This window comes from Streptomyces sp. NPDC046859, from assembly GCF_040645135.1.
Classification (GTDB): domain Bacteria; phylum Actinomycetota; class Actinomycetes; order Streptomycetales; family Streptomycetaceae; genus Streptomyces.
The window spans coordinates 298,871-314,359 of record NZ_JBEYXR010000003.1; the positions used below are offsets into that span (position 1 = coordinate 298,871).

Below are 15,489 nucleotides of genomic sequence, written 5' to 3' on the forward strand. Positions count from 1 at the left end.
CGAAGGCGCCGGCGGTTCCAGGGGAATCGCCGGCGCCTGTCCGTGTCCGCCGGTCTCAGCGGTCCCGCGGGCTCACAGCGACGGGTCCTGCATGAGGATCGCCTGGTACGTGCTGTGGAGCCGGCGCGAGGGCTTGAGACCGAGTTCCTCGTCGAGCCACTTGCGGGTCCGGTGGAAGATGTCGATCGCCTCGGACTGCCGCCCGCACCGGTACAGCGCGATCATCAACTGCTCGCTGAACCGCTCCCGTTCCGGGTACTGGGCGAGCAGCTGCTTCAGCTCGGCAACGACGACCCCCGCCTCGCCGGCCTGGAGCTGAGCCTCGATCAGGTCTTCTCTCGCGGTCTTGCGCTGTTCGTCGAGACGGAGGGCGACCGCCCGGCACCGCGGGCCGTCGCTCACGTCGAGCAGGGCGGGCCCCCGCCACATGGACAGGGAGCTGCGCAGCAGGTCCCTCGCCTCGTGCGGCCGCTCGCTCACCAGACTCGCGCCCTTCTCCGCCATCCGCAGGAAGCGGTGGGCGTCGAGGGCCTCCTCGGGCACGTCGAGCAGATAGCCGTTGTCCACGGTCCGGATGACCGTCTGGTCGGGATCCTCGAAGCCGAACTCGGCCAGCGCCTTGCGCATCCGCTTGACGTTGGCCTGCAGGGCGTTGCGCGTGTTCTTGAGGGGGCTCTCGCCCCAGAGTTCGTCGATCAGTTCGTCGAAGGCGACCACCTGACCGGGGTTCATTGCCAGCATGGTCAGCATGACGCGTATCTTCTTCGCCCGCAGACCGACAGTCCGCTGACCGTCCCCTATCAGCAGCGGGCCCAATATGGAGATGTACACCAAAAAATTCCCATCCCTATCCAAGAATTCGGCCGCGAGCTCCCACCTCGCGACTTCGGGCACAGCACGCGGAACAGCGACTCATTCCGACGGGCCCGACAAGGGAATTACCTGGGAGTTACTCGAACTGATCAATTATCGAACAGGTCCGAGTGGTTCGAAACTGTACCTTCGTACATGTGGTGATGGGCCTGGGCCACCAAGCCCACCTGAAGGCGTGATTCCACTTCCAGCTTGGTCAGGATGCTCGCGACGTGCGCCTTCACCGTGCGCTCGGTGACCTGGAGGCGGGCCGCGATGGCCCGGTTGGAATGCCCGTCGCCGAGAAGTGCGAAGACCTGGAGCTCGCGGTCCGAGAGCGTGTCTACGCGAGCGAGCTCGGCCTGCCAGCGCGCGGTCGGCAGGTCGTCGTCACCGTGCATGGATACTTCCCCCTGATCGCCCCGTTTTCCCCCGTCGTCGCGTCAAGGAAGTTGATGATTCACCCAATGCCTCGGTCGTGGACCGGTGATCGCTCTTCCCCGAACGCGCGTCTGAGTGTACAACTCCCGCATCTTTCCCCACAGGAGTCGCAGAAGCGGTTCACACAATTCACTGGATGATTAGCGAGTGTCCAGCGCAAAGCATGACAGACATGACGGAAGGGGCGGCCCGTAAGGACCGCCCCTTCCGTCGCGACCGGGCCGCGCGGCGCCTCAGAGAATCGGCGCCCGCTGCGCCAGCACCGCCGGGATCCTCACCGGCCGGGCCTCGTCCTGGTGGGCCAGGCGCGAGGGCCACCAGGTCTTCCAGCCGAGGAGCGTCACCACCGACGGCAGGACCACGATCCGGATCAGCGTGGCGTCCAGCAGCACCGCGCAGGCCATGCCCACCCCCATCTGCTTCATCTCGATGAAGCTCAGCGAGGCGAGCAGCGCGAAGACGCTTACCATCACCACGGCCGCGCTCGTCACCACTCCCGCCGTGCGCGTGATGCCCTGCTCGACGGCCTCACGGATGGGCAGCCCGCCGCGCGCCGCCTCCCGGATCCGGCTGACCACGAAGACGTGGTAGTCCATCGACAGCCCCAGCAGGATCACGAACAGCATCAGCGGCAGCCACGCCACCACCCGGCCGGTGGACTCGAAGTCGAGGAAGCCCTCCGCCCAGGTCCGCTGGAAGATCAGCGCCAGCAGGCCGAACGAGGCGACGGCGGAGAGCACGTTGAGCACCACGGTGATCAGCGCGAGCACGACCGAGCGGAACGCGATCGCCATGACCAGGAAGGTCAGCAGCAGCGCCACCCCGAGCACCCACGGCATCTTGTCGACGACGTTGGCCCGGTAGTCCACGTCGTACGCCACGTCGCTGCCGCCGACCGCGAACTCGGCGCCCTCGACGGCGCCCACGGTCTTCGGGGCGATGTCCTCGCGCAGCGCCGCCAGCGACTCCCGCGCCTTCTCGGAGCTGCTGTCGAAGCGGGTGCCGACGGAGATCGTCGTGATCGTCCCGTCCTTCGAGGTGCGCACCTCGGGCGCCGGGGTGTGCACGAACAGGTCGGAGTGCCGGGTGCGTTCGACGAGCGCGCCCACCGCGTCGTCCAGGCGGCCCTGCCGGCCGGCGGGGACCCGGACGGCGACGGTGTGGGTGTCGGCCTGGCTCGGGAACGACTGCGTCAGCCGCTCGTTGGCCTGCATCGCGGGAATGGACCGGGGCAGGTCGTCGACACCGGTCGCCTTCAGCTTCAGGTCCAGGGCGGGCAGGGCGAGGGCGAGCAGGGCGCCCACGGAGACCACCAGGGCGATCACGGGGTGGCGCAGGGACGGCTTGAGCATCGCCGACCACAGCCGCGGCTTGGTGCCGGCCCGCTGGGTCAGCCGCCACACCAGCGGCACCCGCGGCCGGTCCAGGTAGCGGCCGAACTTGGAGAGCATCGCGGGCAGGACGGTCAGCGAGGCGAGCATCGCGATGGCGACGACCAGGACCGCGCCGGTCGCCATCGACTCGAAGGCGATGTGCCCGGCGAGGTACAGGGCCCCCATGGAGACCATGACGACCAGTCCGGAGACCATCACGGAGTGGCCGGAGGTGGCGGAGGCGATCTCGATGGCGTCGATGTTGTCGGCGCCCAGGGCCCGCTCCTCGCGCTGCCGCTTGAGGTAGAAGAGCGAGTAGTCGACGCCGATGGCCATGCCCATCAGCACGATGATGTGGGTCACCGGCCCCGGGTCGGCGACGAGTTGGGAGGCGACGCCCCACAGGCCGAGACCGGCGAGCACGGACGAGATGCCGAGGATGACGGGGACGCTGGCGGCGACGATCGCGCCGAAGACGAAGACCATCACGATCAGGGTGACCGGCAGGCTCAGGCCCGTGGCCCGGCCCAGGTCCTCGGAGAGCATGTCGTCGAGCCCGGCCTTGATGGAGCCGGCCCCCACGAGTTCGACCCGGACGTCGGAGTGCGCGTCCCCGACCCTCGTGACCCGGTCGATGAGCGGCTGTACCCGCTCGCTCGCGGTCTCGGGGTCGCCGGAGAGCGTCACCGGCACCAGCAGGGCCGAGCCGTCCGGCGCGGGCACGGGCCTGCCGACGGAGGCGACTCCCTCGGCGCCACGCAGCGCGTCCGCGGCCTCCCCGGCGGCCGCCCGTGCCGCCTTCTGGTCGAGTCCGCCCTCGTAGGGCGTCACCAGGACGTTCTCCACGGCCCGGCTCTCCAGACCGCCGCTGCGGGCCAGATCGGCGGCCCGCCCGGACTGCCCGATGGCAAGGTCCGAGACGGTCGCCGACCGTGTGCCGGTCATTCCGCCGACCACCAGGGCGCCCAGGACGAACACCACCCAGAGCGTCATCGCCCACCAGGGGTGGACGGCGCTCCAGCGAGCGGCCCTGGTGATCAGGTTCCTGCCTCCCACGATTGCTTTCCCCTTCTCGAATGGATCGCCCGGGATCACGGACACATGACTCGGTACGAAATTCCGGCCGTTGATTACCGCGCGCTCTTGCCTGTCGAAAATCTATGGGTGACCCGGCGCGCGTTCACGGGTACAAGTACTCCGATTCGAGGGGGAGTTTTCTCTACTTGACACCCCGGGTGGCCGACATGGCGGCGGATTCTTCCGGCGGCATGTCATACCACAGCCGCGATGACACGGAAAAGGGGCCGCCGCCGAGCAGGGCGACGGCCCCCGCGTATCCGGCGGGCAGCGTCAGGTCCGCGACCGTCCAGGGGCCGGGCAGCGCACCGGTGGGGTCGCGGACGACGGCCTGGGCCTCGGTGTGCGCCACCGGCACACCCATGCCCTGGGTGAGCCGGCTGCCCGCCGCCTTCACGCAGGCCTCCTTCCTCGTCCAGAAGCGGACGAAGGCGCCGCGCCCGGCGCGCTCCACCAACTCGCGTTCCGCTTCCGGGAAGAAGCGCCTGGCCAGCCGGGTGACGTCGAGGTCCGGCCGGGCGTACTCCACGTCCACGCCGACCGGCCGGGGCGCCAGCGCGAGGAGCGCCAGCTCGCCCGAGTGGGACAGGCTGAAGTGGGTCCCGTCGGCCCCGTCGACGACGGGTTTTCCCCAGGGCCCCCGGGTGAAGCGCAGCTCCTGCGGGGGCCGTCCGAGGCGGGCCCCGATGATGACGCGGGCCGCGGCGTGCGCCCGTACGAAACGGCGGCGCATTCCGGGGAGTTTCCCCATCCGGGCCCGCGCCCTCTCCTGCTCGTCGAGGATCCCTTCGAGAACGGAGACACGGTCTTCCGCTTCCGCTACGCCCGTCCCATGGACCTGCACGGAAGCGGAAGCGGAAGCGGAAGCGCCACCGGAAGCGGAAAGCGGAATGCGCCACACCTCGACCCGCGTGTTCACGGGCGGCCCACCTTTCCGGTGTGCAGTCCCTGGAACAGGTTGAGTTTCTGGATGTTCCGCGTGCCTTCCATGAACTCCACGCCCCGCGCGTCCCGCGCCAGCTTCTCCAGCAGCGGGTGGTCCACCCGTGCGCCGGGCCCGAGCAGACCGAGCGCGGCGAGGGTGACGTCCTCGGCGACCTCGCAGGCCCGCGCCTTCGCGGCGGACGCCAGGTGCCCCGCCGCGGGCCGGCGGTCCACGGCGCGGGCGGCCCGGTAGGTCAGCAGCCGGGCGGCGTCGATACGGCGGCCCAGCTCCTCGTACGTCTCCCGCTCGGCGCCCCGCAGCAGCCGGCGGTGCTCGGCCACGTACGCGTGGGCGGCGCGGGCGATGCCGAGGGCGATGGCGGCCACGCTGGGCCGCAGCTGGTTGAAGACGGCCACGATGCTCCACATCCCGCGCCGGGTCGGCGGCAGATGGGTGCCCAGCACCTGCTCGGCGGGCACCCGCACCGCGTCCAGCGTGATGCGGGTGAGCTGGGCGCCGCGCAGCCCCACCGTGGGCAGCGGCTCGGCGCGGAAGCCCGGGTCGGCGGTGTCGACCAGGACGGCCAGCACACCGAGCCGCTCGGTGCCCTCGACGCGGGCGAAGACGGCGCCGACGTCGGCGCGCGCGGCGTTGCCGACGTACCGCTTCGCGCCGTTCAGGACGTATCCGCCGTCGCCCACCGGGGTGAGGGTCGCGGTCATCTCCCCGATCGCCGAGCCGCGTTCGGGCTCGGTCAGCGCGAAGCAGGTCCAGCGGGGCCGCTCCGCGAGACGGCCGTACACCCGGTCCCGCTGCTCCTGGCTGCCGAGGACGCCGAGCAGCACCCCGCACATGGAGGCGCCCGGCGAGGCCAGCATCATGCCGGCGTCCCCCCGGGCCAGTTCCTCGCTCACGATCACCCGCTCCAGGGTGGGCAGCCCGTGCGCGGGCCCCGCGCCGGCCGCGTCGCTCACCCGGTCCCAGCCGGGCGGCACCAGGTGCCCGGCGAGGAACCGCACGGCGGGCAGGTCGAGGTGCCGCCGGACGGCGTCCGGGTCGCGGTCGAGCTCCAGGGCGTGCGCCCGCAGGTCCTCGGCCCAGCGGCGCACGTGGTCCCGGGTGGTGACGAGGGACGCGGGCAGTGCGCTCACGCCGGCTCCCCGCGGTAGACGTCGGCGAGCAGCTCCGAGGCGTGCGCGGCGGGGCCGGGGCCGTCCTGGGTGAAGCCGTGGGCGCCGAGCAGCCGCAGCAGGGTGCGGTCGGCCCGGGTGATCTGCCGCTGGAGCCGGTCCAGGGTGCCGTCCCCGCCGGGGCCGTCGGCCAGCTCCTCCAGGACGCCCTCGATCTCCAGGTGCTCGATGAGGACGTCGGCGAGGGTGCCCTTGACCATCTGCTGCATCAGCAGCGAGGTGCCCTCGACCTGCCGGGCGGCGAGATAGGCGACGCACGCCTCCCGCAGCCGCTCGGACATGCCGAGCCGCAGCCAGGCCAGCCCGGTGCCCCAGACGCGGGCGTCGGGCCCGTCCGGCGCCGCCGCGGCCTCCGTGCGGTCCGCGGGCCGCAGCACGGCCAGTCCGGGCAGCGGTTCGTCGTCCCCGCGTTCGTCGCGTCGGGCGTCCTCGGCCTCCATCGCGGCGAATTCGTCGAGCAGTTCCTTCGGCAGCACGGCGTGCCCGCGCGGCCCGCGCGGCGGCGCCTTCGGCGACAGGGCCCGCGTCAGCAGGGTCAGCGCGGGCACCAGCCCGTCCGTGCGCGCGCTCCCGCGCGCCTCCCGGCAGTGCTCACGCACCTCGGCCGGAACCGTCATCGGTGTTCCCCTTCCCCCCGGTCACCCGTGTCCGGGCGCAGTCGAGCGTGCAGTGCGCGAGCCGGCCGGGCCCCGGGTCGTGGTCGGCCACCACCACCGGGCCGGTGACACCCCGGACCACCGCGTCCAGGAGCGCCGTCCAGACGCCGGTGCACGGCAGTCCGGGCGCGGCGACGGCCACCGGCGCCCCGTACGCGGGCAGCCGGCAGGCGGCCTCGGCGAGCCGGGCGCCCGCCACCACCGGGACCGCCGGGTCCCACCCGGCGAAGGTGTCCGCAGCCGCCACCGGGCCCTGCCCCATGCCTCCTACGGGCGCCCCGCCGCCGCCCCAGTCCAGCAGCAGCGCGACCGCGGAGTCGGTGTGCGCGGCCGCCGCGTCCGGCACGGGGAACGGCTGGGTGCTCTGGTCCACGGCCAGCAGCAGCACCCGGGTGAGGTCGCGGCGCCGGGCGTACTCCACGGCCACCCGCAGCGCGCTGAACCCGGTCAGCGGCCCCTGGTCGGACAGCGCGAAGGCAAGCGGTCCGCCCGGAAGGCGCCCCTTCACACAGGACGCGGCCAGCTCCGCGTGGACGAAGTCGGGCGTGGCGTACGCGACCACGACGAGCTGCGGGGCCTGCCCGGCGGGCAGGCCGCCCAGCGCGTCGAGTGCGCCGAGGGCCAGCTCCACGGAGCCGCGCCGGGGCGCGGCCGCGTAGCCCTCGCGGTCGAAGCTCAGCCCGTAGGGGGCGCCCAGTTCCGCGTAGAACGCCTCCAGTTCCGGATCCGGTACGTAGGGGGCCGCGGCGGCCCCGGGCGCGAACCGGGCCGCCCTCATGAGGCGGGGCAGGACCGGCGCGGCGCCGTCCGGCTCCGCCCGCCGTACGGGCGCCGCCGTGCGGAACATGCTCAGGCGCCCGCTTCGGCCGCGACGAAGTCGGCGAGGGAGCCCACCGTCTCGAAGTGGGTCATCTCCAGGTCCTCGGCGTCGAACTGCACGTCGAGGATCTCCTCGATGGTGATGAGCAGTTCCAGGGCGCTGCTGGAGTCCAGGCCCAGCTCGTCGAAGAGGCGCACGCCCTCGGCGGCCTCCGAGACGTCCTTGTTCAGGACCTCGCTCAGGCCCTTGCGGACGGCGTCCACATAGCGCTCGCGCTCGGCGCCGGCCACGACTGCGGTGTTCTCGGTCATCTGTCGTTCTCCTCGCTGGTGCGGTCGTTCTCGGGTTCAGGGGGTGGTGTCGCTGCCCGGCGTGTCGTACAGGCGCTGCCCGCCGAGCATCGCCTCGACGTCGTCCCGTTCGCGGACGAGGTGCGGCCGCCCGTCCAGGACGAGGACCTCCGCCGGGTAGCCGTGGCTGAGGAAGTGCACGGGGGAGGCGGTCGGCCCGTACGCGCCGGAGCGCAGCACGCCGATCAGCTCACCGGCCCGCAGCGCCGGCATCGGGACCTTCTTGCCGATGACGTCGTTCGGGGTGCACAGCGGCCCGGTGATGTTCCACGGCTCGCCCGCCGGCTCGTCGAGGCGCTCCAGGGCGACGATGGGGAAGTTGCGCTTGACGTAGGAGCCGATGCCGACGGCCGCCATGTGGTGGTTGGTGCCGCCGTCGGTGACGGCGAAGTTCTCGCCCATCGACTGCTTCGTGTAACGCACGCGCGTCACGTAGGTGCCGGACGCGGCGACCAGGAACCGGCCCAGCTCCATGATCATCCGGGTGTCCGGGTGCCGTACGGCGAAGGCGTCCACGACCGGGTTGAGACGGGCGGTGAGCTCGTCGAGGTCGAGGTCCTTCTCGTTGTCGAAGTAGGCGACGCCCAGGCCGCCGCCGACGTCGACCGTCTCCAGCGGGAAGCCCAGGTGCCCGGAGACGCGCTCGGCGAGGTCCAGGATGCGCCGGGTGTTCTCCACGACGGTGTCCTCGCCGAGGATGCGGGTGCCCAGGTACACCTGGACGCCCATCAGGCGCACGGCGGAGTACCGGGACGTGAGGCCGGGGCCCTCCGCCAGCAGCCGCTCCTCGTCGATGCCGAACTGGCGGGGCTTGCCGCCCATGGTCAGGCCCGAGCCCTTCACGGAGAAGGACGGGTTGACGCGCAGCGCGACCCGGGCGGTGACGAACTTCTCGCGGGCCACCTCGTCGATCAGGGCGAGTTCGTCGAGGGACTCGCAGACGATCGCGTGGATGTCCTCGTCGAGGCAGGCGGCGAGTTCGGCACGGGACTTGCCGGGACCGAGGAAGATGATGTCGCGCGGGGCGACTCCGGCCCGGCGGGCCGTGACCAGCTCGGTCAGGGAGGACACCTCGGCGCGGGCGCCGCAGCGGTTCAGCAGGGCGCAGACCGAGATGTTCGGGTTGGCCTTCAGGGAGTAGAAGACCTCCAGCGACGGGTGCAGGCGCTCGCGCAGTCCCTGGAAGCGGCCGGTGATCTCGGCACCGTCGTACAGGTAGAGGGGGGTGCCGTACTGCTCGGCGAGGTCGGTGACGCCGATGCCCTGCACCTCGAAGGCGTGGCTCACGTTCAGCTCCGTTCCGTGTGGGCCGCGAGGCGGCGGGTGATGTCGGTGTCGAGGGCGGCCACCTCGGCGTCGGAGCCGGCCACGAGGACGCCGTAGAGCCGGCCCTCGAAGCCGTCGTCCCCGGCGTCCGCGGCGGCGGCGTTCACCGTGGCGTAGTTGTTGACGAACAGGCCGCGCGGGCGCGGGCCGCGCTCGGTCAGCAGCAGCGTGTCCAGGACCTCGCGCAGCTCCGCGAAGGGCAGGGCGCGCCGCGGCCGGACGGTGAAGTGCCGGGCGACGGCGACCTCGTCGGGCCCGGCGAGCACCTCGTGGACGACGCTCTGGTACGTCGACATGTTGTTGCGGGCGTTGATCTCCACGACCGGGTACAGCCCCCCGTCGGGGTCGACCATGGCGTCCACGCCCACCACCCCGAAGTAGCCGTCGGCCGCCAGGCGTTCCCCGAGCCGGCCGGCGGTGGCGGCGACCTCGGTGATCTGCCGTCCGGTCAGCCGGGCGGGCATGCGGTGCCCCTTGTGGACGCCGTTCTCGGTGAGCAGTTCCTTGACGAAGTCGAAGTGCGTGGAGCCGTCCCGGCCCACCGTGAACTGGTAGTTGAGGTCGGCGCGCTTGGCGACCCACTCCTCGACGACGAGCGCCGTGCGGGGCTCCGCGCCGCCTGCCGCCCGCTCGGCCTGGGTGACGGCCATCCGGTGCAGCCGCGCGAGGCGCTTGTCGCTGTCGAGGACGACGATGCCCTTGCCGGACACCCCGAACGCGTCCTTGACGACGACCCTGCGGCCCGCCGCCAGCAGCTCCCCGGCCGCCGCGACGGCGTCCGCCAGCTCCGGGAGCGTCTCGCAGGCCCAGCCCCGCGCCTGCCGGATGCCGAGCTCGTCGGCGAGACGGCGGCTGTAGACCTTGCTGTTGACGCGCTTGCAGACGGCGGCGGACGGGGCGGCCAGGGCCAGTCCGGTGCGTTCGGACAGCTCCTCCTCGACGGTGGAGACGCCGTGCCCGGTCAGCCGGGCGCCGCCGGCGGCCAGCGCGGACAGGGTGTGCAGCAGCCCCGGGTCGGCGAGGGCGTCCTCGCTGACCGTGCGGCGCGGGTCCTGCCCGGCCACCACGTGCACGGTGGGCAGGGCGAGGCCGAGTCCCTCCAGGTAGGCGCGGTAGCCGTCGTCGAGGGCGGTCTTGAGGACGACGTGGTCGTCCTTGCCGCCGAGCAGCAGCGCGAACTCGTCCATGCGGTTGACGACCGCGCTGCCGGCGTGGGCGCCGACGCGGGGCAGCGCGGGCTCACCGACCGCCCACTGGTTCTCGACCTCGAAGTTGCCCAGGAACACCAGAGGGGTGTCGACGGCTCCGGTGACGGCGCGCTTGAGGCGCGCGGTGAAGCCGGCGGGCGGTGGTTGCATCTGTGTCGACCTCGTCCTTCTCGTGGATGTCAGTGCTCGAAGACCATCGCCGCGAACGTCGCCCCGAGCCCGACGCTGGTCATGAGGTAGCGGTCGCCGGGGCGCAGCCGGCCCAGCTCGGAGGCGTGCTGGAGGTTGATGAAGGGGTCGGCGCAGAAGCAGTGCCCGGTCTGCGGCACCAGGTCGAGGAAGACCCGCTCCAGGGGCAGCCCGAGCTCCTTGCAGACGCCGATCCACGACAGCCGGTTCACGTTGTGGGGCAGCACCAGCGCGAGCTCGCCGAGCGTGCAGCCCGCCTCGTCCAGGGCCGCGCCGATCACCTCGGTCAGCCCTGGCCCGTAGAGGTCCTGGAAGTCCTTCGCCGCCGCGTCGCCCATGATGAAGTCGGCGCCGAAGCGGGGGTGGGTGCGGGCGGCGTAGCCGAGCATCCGGTCAGGCCCGGTGCGGTCGGCGGTGACCAGGACGGCGGCCGTGCCCTCGCCCATGACGGTCACGTCGGGAATGGACTGCGTCTTGCCGGTACGGGCCTTCTCGCCGGTGAGGACGAGGGCGAGCGCGTCCGGGTCGGGGTCCGCGGCGAGCAGGGTCCCGGCCATGTCCACGGCGAGCAGGCCCGAGGCGCAGGCGTGGTGGGCCACCACGAACGCGGTGGCGTGCTCCAGGCCCAGCTCGGCCAGGAGCGGTCCGAGGGAGGTCATCGGGTAGGGCAGCGGCGAGGCCATGGTGCGGGCCTGCAGGACGTACTTCACCCGCTGCTCCTGACCGCGCAGCTCGACGAGCTTGGCGGCGGCGCGCAGCAGCAGCTCGGTCTCCGTGGCCTCCGGTGCGCGGCACACCTCGGAGAGACCGTAGAAACGCTGGTAGCGGCGCAACTGCACGTCGGTCAGCCCGAGTTCCCTCTGGAACCGGGCGATCGGAATGGTGTCGGGCAGGCTGCTGGAGACCGCGACGATGGACGTCATACCCCTAACAGTCGCGGCCCCCGCTGACGCCCAGCTGACGCTGCGCTGACCGGCGGCCCGCCCCTCACCCGCCGCCCTGCGTCACCGCCGCGCCCTCCGGGGTGCGGCGGTGGGCCGTCGCGAGGGCCAGGGTGACGGTGAGGGACGTGAGAGCCATGCAGGTCATCGCCGTCGCCGGAGTGGTCAGCTGGGCGACCGTGCCCGCCAGGGCCGCGGCGACGCCCTGCATGGCGAGCATCCCGGCGCCGCGCAACCCGAGGGCGTGACCGGCGAGTTCGTCGGGGGTGAGGGACATCAGGCGTTCCTGCTGGGCCAGGGTCGCGCCGAAGCCGACGGAGGCGACGCACACCGCCAGGGCGGACCAGGGCAGACCCGGGCGCAGGGCGAACAGCAGGTACGGCGCGGCCAGCAGCGTCAGGAGCGGGATCGGCAGGCGCGGGCGCAGGGCGGGCGGCACCAGGCGGCCGACCGCCAGGTCGCCGGTGAACATGCCCAGCGCCGCACAGGCGAAGAGCGCGCCGGCCGCGCCGGGGTCGTAGGAGACGTAGAGGGACTCGCAGCCGACGATCAGGCCGTTGGGCAGCCACATGCCGAGGTAGGCGAGGCGGCGGGGGCGCGAGGACCACAGCAGGGCGTTGGTGCGCCAGGTCTCCACGACGGACGGGCGGCCGGCGGCACGCGGCGGACGGGCGGTCAGGCCCAGCCGCAGGACGAGGGACGCGGTGGCATACAGCGCCGCCGCGAGGAGCAGACAGGCACGCGGGGACAGTACGGCCAGGAGGGCGCCGCCCGTCGCGAAGCCGACGATCTGCACCAGCCCGAAGACCATGTTGAACACCGAGCGGCCCAGCACGAAGCCGCCCTTGGGCAGGATCTCGTTGAGCAGTCCCCCGCTCACCCCGCCGCCCAGCGAGGAGACCAGTCCCTGGACGAGGACCACGCCGAAGGCCGCGCCGAGCGGCAGACCGGGCAGCGCCTGCACGGCCGCGCAGAGGGCGAAGGCCAGGGCGATGCCGCTGAGCGCCGCCCGCGGCGGGAGCCGGTCGGCGGCCGACAGCAGGAAGGTCGCCCCGAGCATCTGCGCGAGCTGCGGCCCGAACATGCTGACCGCCGACAGCAGCGGTGAGTCGGTGGCCCGGTAGACGAGCGTGGCGAGTGCGAGCCCGCCGATCGTCAGGGCCGCGCCCTGGGCGGCGGAGCCGAGGAAGAACGGCGTGAACTCACGGGTCCGGAAGAGCTCGCGGTAGCTGCGCATGCGGGGAGTCTGCGGCGGCGCGCGCGGCGGCCGTACTGTTTCGCGCGCACGCGAAACGTCGGGAGGGTGCTCGTGGGGTGGTGGCAGCTCAACGCGGACACGCTGGTGCGCAGCCGGTTCGTGCTCTCCCCGTTCGCGGAGACCTTCGCCAGTCTGCGGCTGCTGCACACGGGCACTCCGGCGCACCCCGGCGAGCGTGCGTGGCTGCGCGCCCATCTGCCCGCCTACCGGTCCCTCCTCGCGGCGGACCCGACGACCGCGCGGCTGGTGGGCGCCGCCCTCGGCCGTGCCTGGATCGCCGACTTCGTGGCGCCCACCCCGCGGGACGGGGAGGGCTTCGAGGACGTCGTCGCCCGGGTGCGGTCCGCCGATCCCGCCGCCGCGCGCGCCCACCTCGCCGTCTCCCTCGCCGGGCCGCTGCCCGCCGAGCTGGACCGCGACGACCTGCCCGAGCGGGCCGCTCGGCTCCTGGAGCACGTCTGGAGACGCACCGTACGGCCGTCCTGGGAGCGGCGCCGCCGCATCCTGGAGGCGGACGTGGCCGCCCGGACCGCGCGGGTCAGCCAGGGCGGCTGGGCGGCGGTCCTGGACTCCCTGCGGCCCGGCCAGACCCGCTGGCTCGGCGGGAACCGGCTCCAGGTGAACCTGCAGGAGTACCCGCCGCGCGAGATCTCCGGCGCGGAGCTGGTGTTCATGCCGGTGACCCCGCGCACCGGCTGGGTCTCCTGGGAGGAGCCCGACCGGTACGCCCTCGTCTACGCCTGCTCGGGCCCCCTCACCGACCCGGGCGCCCGGAGCGTCCCCGCGGGCCTGTCCGCCCTGCTGGGCCCGGCCCGCGCCACCGTCCTCGTCCTCCTCGGCTCCCCCCTGAGCACGAGCCACCTGGTCGCGGTGACCGGGCAGGGCCTGGGCTCGGTCGGACGGCATCTGCGGGTGCTGCGGGACGCGGGACTGGTGGAGCGGCGGCGGCGGGCGGGCCGGTCGGTGCTGTACGCGCGGACGGCGGCCGGGGACGCCCTCGTCGGTGCCCCGCGCCGGCGCGGAACGGAGCGGAGTTAGCATCCGGACCATGACGACCCACAACAGCACCTCACCCCTCGACGTCGACATCGACGCCCTCACCGGCGGCCCGGCCGACCTCGCCCAGTACGCCGGCAAGGCCGTGCTGGTCGTGAACGTCGCCTCCAAGTGCGGCCTGACCCCGCAGTACAGCGGCCTGGAGAAGCTCCAGGAGCGCTACGCCGAGCGCGGCTTCACGGTGCTCGGAGTGCCCTGCAACCAGTTCCTCGGACAGGAGCCGGGCTCCGCCGGGGAGATCGCCGAGTTCTGCTCGGCCACGTACGGCGTGACCTTCCCGATGACGGAGAAGGTCGAGGTGAACGGGGAGGGCCGGCACCCGCTGTACGAGCGGCTGGTGGGCTTCGCCGACGCCGAGGGGCACACCGGCGACATCCGCTGGAACTTCGAGAAGTTCCTGATCGGCCGGGACGGCGCGGTCGTCGCCCGGTTCTCGCCGCAGACCGAGCCGGAGGCCGCCGAGCTCGTGGCGGCCGTCGAGGCCCAGCTGGCCTGACCGCTTGACCTTGCCCCAGGGGCAGAGCCGAGCGTCGTCGTCGCCGGGCGGAGGGAACCGCCCGGCGACGGAGGATGAGGCCGTGGACGAGGAACTGCTCACGATCGGCGCGTTCGCCGCGCGGGCGCGGCTGTCCGCCAAGGCGCTGCGGCTGTACGACCGGCTGGGACTGCTGGTGCCGGCGCGGGTCGACGAGGCCAGCGGGTACCGCTACTACCGGGCCGAGCAGGTCGCACAGGCCCGCACGGTGGCGCTGCTGCGCCAGCTGGACATGCCGCTCGCGCGGGTCGCGGAGGTGGTCGGGGCCCCGGACGGGGCCACGGCCGCCGACCGGCTCGCCGCCTACTGGGCGCAGGTCGAGGCGCGGGTGGCGGGGCAGCGGACGCTCGCCGAGTACCTCCGTGGACGACTGTCGGGGAGGAGCTCCGAGATGTACGGGAAGTTCGTGGTCGAGACGGTGGACGTGCCCGGGCAGGTGGTGATCGGGGAGGCCCGCCATGTGCTGGTGGGCGAACTGCCGGTGTGGATCGGTTCGGCGCTGGGCCGGCTGGAGGCCGCGGGCCGGGAGTGCGGTGGGATCACGGCGCCGCCGTTCGTCGTGTACCACGCCGAGGTGTCGCCGGAGAGCGACGGGCCGGCCGAGGCGTGTGTGCCGGTCGCGGACGAGGCGGCGGCCCGCGCCTGGCTCGCACGGACCGGCCGGACGCACACCACCTCGGTACGGGTGGAGCCCGCGCGGCGGCTGGCCTTCACCCGGATCACGAAGGCGCAGGTGGCGCATCCGCAGATCATGGCGGCGTTCGAGGCGGTGGAGGAGTGGATCGCCCGGGAGGGGCTGGAGCAGGCGGGTCCGTGCCGCGAGGTGTACTTCGCGGACTGGGAGGCGGCGGGAGCCGGGGACCCGGTGTGCGACGTGGCCTTCCCCGTGAGGTGATCCGGGGTGAGGCGGTGGGGATGATGCCGGCGGTCGCCGCGCCGGGTCGCCGTGCCTGACGGGTGTGGCCGAGCCCTCTCGGCAAGGACGGCGGACTGGTCGAGAGGGCTCTTCCTTGTGCTGCCTGTGCAGTCGTGACGCTTACGGCCGGTGGAGGGAAAGGTCAGACGGACCCGCCCCTCACGCCTTGACCGACGCCACGAAGGTGTTCCACGCGTCCGCGGGGAACGCCAGGACGGGGCCCTCGGGCACCTTGGAGTCCCGTACCGCCATGGCCGCCGTGACCGGCGACTTGACCTCGACGCACGCGCCGTTCCCTGTCGAGTACGAGGACTTGGTCCACGTGTCCGTGGAACCCTGACGAATTGCCATGTTCGCTCCGCAATGCTGATGGTGA

16 protein-coding genes are annotated in these 15,489 nt (G+C 72.9%); 3 read left to right on the forward strand and 13 right to left on the reverse strand.

Features of this window, described 5'->3' with window-relative positions; translation table 11 throughout:
- Nucleotides 1-72 precede the first annotated feature (72 nt).
- The 12 genes from ABZ899_RS05785 to ABZ899_RS05840 form a co-directional block, all read right to left on the reverse strand.
- Nucleotides 73-750: an AfsR/SARP family transcriptional regulator gene (locus ABZ899_RS05785; RefSeq protein WP_361341204.1), complete on the reverse strand. Its 678-nt coding sequence runs from the start codon at nt 748-750 to the stop codon at nt 73-75.
- A 212-nt stretch (nt 751-962) separates the two neighbouring features.
- Entirely contained in the window at nt 963-1,253 is a 291-nt protein-coding gene (locus ABZ899_RS05790) for a helix-turn-helix transcriptional regulator (RefSeq protein ID WP_361341207.1), read from the reverse strand.
- 273 nt (nt 1,254-1,526) lie between these two features.
- Entirely contained in the window at nt 1,527-3,722 is a 2,196-nt protein-coding gene (locus ABZ899_RS05795; protein WP_361341210.1) for an MMPL family transporter, read from the reverse strand.
- Between the two features lie 163 nt (nt 3,723-3,885).
- Complete coding sequence (locus ABZ899_RS05800; protein ID WP_361341213.1) at nt 3,886-4,476, reverse strand: 4'-phosphopantetheinyl transferase superfamily protein; 591 nt, start codon at nt 4,474-4,476, stop codon at nt 3,886-3,888.
- Nucleotides 4,477-4,658: 182 nt separating this feature from the next.
- Nucleotides 4,659-5,819, reverse strand: a complete 1,161-nt coding sequence (locus ABZ899_RS05805; RefSeq protein WP_361341215.1) for an acyl-CoA dehydrogenase family protein — start codon at nt 5,817-5,819, stop codon at nt 4,659-4,661.
- Nucleotides 5,816-6,475 carry a hypothetical protein gene (locus ABZ899_RS05810; protein WP_361341218.1) on the reverse strand — a complete coding sequence of 220 codons (660 nt, stop codon included), beginning with the start codon at nt 6,473-6,475 and terminating at the stop codon, nt 5,816-5,818. The genes ABZ899_RS05805 and ABZ899_RS05810 overlap by 4 nt, the downstream gene beginning before the upstream one ends.
- Complete coding sequence (locus tag ABZ899_RS05815; RefSeq protein ID WP_361341220.1) at nt 6,450-7,361, reverse strand: hypothetical protein; 912 nt, start codon at nt 7,359-7,361, stop codon at nt 6,450-6,452. Before ABZ899_RS05815 ends, ABZ899_RS05810 begins: the two co-directional genes overlap by 26 nt.
- A gap of 2 nt (nt 7,362-7,363) precedes the next feature.
- The gene (locus ABZ899_RS05820; protein WP_361341222.1) at nt 7,364-7,645 is read right to left on the reverse strand and encodes an acyl carrier protein; all 282 of its coding nucleotides are present in this window, start codon (nt 7,643-7,645) and stop codon (nt 7,364-7,366) included.
- 36 nt (nt 7,646-7,681) lie between these two features.
- Nucleotides 7,682-8,971 carry a type III PLP-dependent enzyme gene (locus ABZ899_RS05825; protein ID WP_361341225.1) on the reverse strand — a complete coding sequence of 430 codons (1,290 nt, stop codon included), beginning with the start codon at nt 8,969-8,971 and terminating at the stop codon, nt 7,682-7,684.
- Between the two features lie 2 nt (nt 8,972-8,973).
- Complete coding sequence (locus ABZ899_RS05830; RefSeq protein WP_361341227.1) at nt 8,974-10,368, reverse strand: ATP-grasp domain-containing protein; 1,395 nt, start codon at nt 10,366-10,368, stop codon at nt 8,974-8,976.
- A gap of 29 nt (nt 10,369-10,397) precedes the next feature.
- Complete coding sequence (locus ABZ899_RS05835; protein WP_361341229.1) at nt 10,398-11,330, reverse strand: 3-oxoacyl-[acyl-carrier-protein] synthase III C-terminal domain-containing protein; 933 nt, start codon at nt 11,328-11,330, stop codon at nt 10,398-10,400.
- A 64-nt stretch (nt 11,331-11,394) separates the two neighbouring features.
- Nucleotides 11,395-12,585: an MFS transporter gene (locus tag ABZ899_RS05840; RefSeq protein WP_361341231.1), complete on the reverse strand. Its 1,191-nt coding sequence runs from the start codon at nt 12,583-12,585 to the stop codon at nt 11,395-11,397.
- A 72-nt stretch (nt 12,586-12,657) separates the two neighbouring features.
- Here ABZ899_RS05840 and ABZ899_RS05845 point away from each other — a divergent pair, with 72 nt between their 5' ends.
- From ABZ899_RS05845 to ABZ899_RS05855, 3 genes are all read left to right on the forward strand, one after another.
- Nucleotides 12,658-13,644, forward strand: a complete 987-nt coding sequence (locus ABZ899_RS05845; protein WP_361341233.1) for a helix-turn-helix transcriptional regulator — start codon at nt 12,658-12,660, stop codon at nt 13,642-13,644.
- Nucleotides 13,645-13,654: 10 nt separating this feature from the next.
- Nucleotides 13,655-14,158, forward strand: coding sequence for a glutathione peroxidase (locus ABZ899_RS05850; RefSeq protein ID WP_361341236.1), 504 nt, complete (start codon nt 13,655-13,657; stop codon nt 14,156-14,158).
- Nucleotides 14,159-14,240: 82 nt separating this feature from the next.
- Entirely contained in the window at nt 14,241-15,092 is an 852-nt protein-coding gene (locus ABZ899_RS05855; protein WP_361341239.1) for a MerR family transcriptional regulator, read from the forward strand.
- 180 nt (nt 15,093-15,272) lie between these two features.
- Here the strand turns inward: ABZ899_RS05855 and ABZ899_RS05860 are convergent, their stop codons facing one another.
- Nucleotides 15,273-15,464 carry a DUF397 domain-containing protein gene (locus tag ABZ899_RS05860; RefSeq protein ID WP_361341241.1) on the reverse strand — a complete coding sequence of 64 codons (192 nt, stop codon included), beginning with the start codon at nt 15,462-15,464 and terminating at the stop codon, nt 15,273-15,275.
- Nucleotides 15,465-15,489 lie beyond the last annotated feature (25 nt).

What these genes read in the sequence shown, in the direction of transcription:
- ABZ899_RS05785 (WP_361341204.1), bottom strand. Translation starts at nt 750, where the DNA reads ATGCTGACCATGCTGGCAATGAACCCCGGTCAGGTGGTCGCCTTCGAC.
- ABZ899_RS05790 (WP_361341207.1), bottom strand. Translation starts at nt 1,253, where the DNA reads ATGCACGGTGACGACGACCTGCCGACCGCGCGCTGGCAGGCCGAGCTC.
- ABZ899_RS05800 (WP_361341213.1), bottom strand. Translation starts at nt 4,476, where the DNA reads ATGCGCCGCCGTTTCGTACGGGCGCACGCCGCGGCCCGCGTCATCATC.
- ABZ899_RS05810 (WP_361341218.1), bottom strand. Translation starts at nt 6,475, where the DNA reads ATGACGGTTCCGGCCGAGGTGCGTGAGCACTGCCGGGAGGCGCGCGGG.
- ABZ899_RS05815 (WP_361341220.1), bottom strand. Translation starts at nt 7,361, where the DNA reads ATGTTCCGCACGGCGGCGCCCGTACGGCGGGCGGAGCCGGACGGCGCC.
- ABZ899_RS05820 (WP_361341222.1), bottom strand. Translation starts at nt 7,645, where the DNA reads ATGACCGAGAACACCGCAGTCGTGGCCGGCGCCGAGCGCGAGCGCTAT.
- ABZ899_RS05830 (WP_361341227.1), bottom strand. Translation starts at nt 10,368, where the DNA reads ATGCAACCACCGCCCGCCGGCTTCACCGCGCGCCTCAAGCGCGCCGTC.
- ABZ899_RS05835 (WP_361341229.1), bottom strand. Translation starts at nt 11,330, where the DNA reads ATGACGTCCATCGTCGCGGTCTCCAGCAGCCTGCCCGACACCATTCCG.
- ABZ899_RS05840 (WP_361341231.1), bottom strand. Translation starts at nt 12,585, where the DNA reads ATGCGCAGCTACCGCGAGCTCTTCCGGACCCGTGAGTTCACGCCGTTC.
- ABZ899_RS05850 (WP_361341236.1), top strand. Translation starts at nt 13,655, where the DNA reads ATGACGACCCACAACAGCACCTCACCCCTCGACGTCGACATCGACGCC.
- ABZ899_RS05860 (WP_361341241.1), bottom strand. Translation starts at nt 15,464, where the DNA reads ATGGCAATTCGTCAGGGTTCCACGGACACGTGGACCAAGTCCTCGTAC.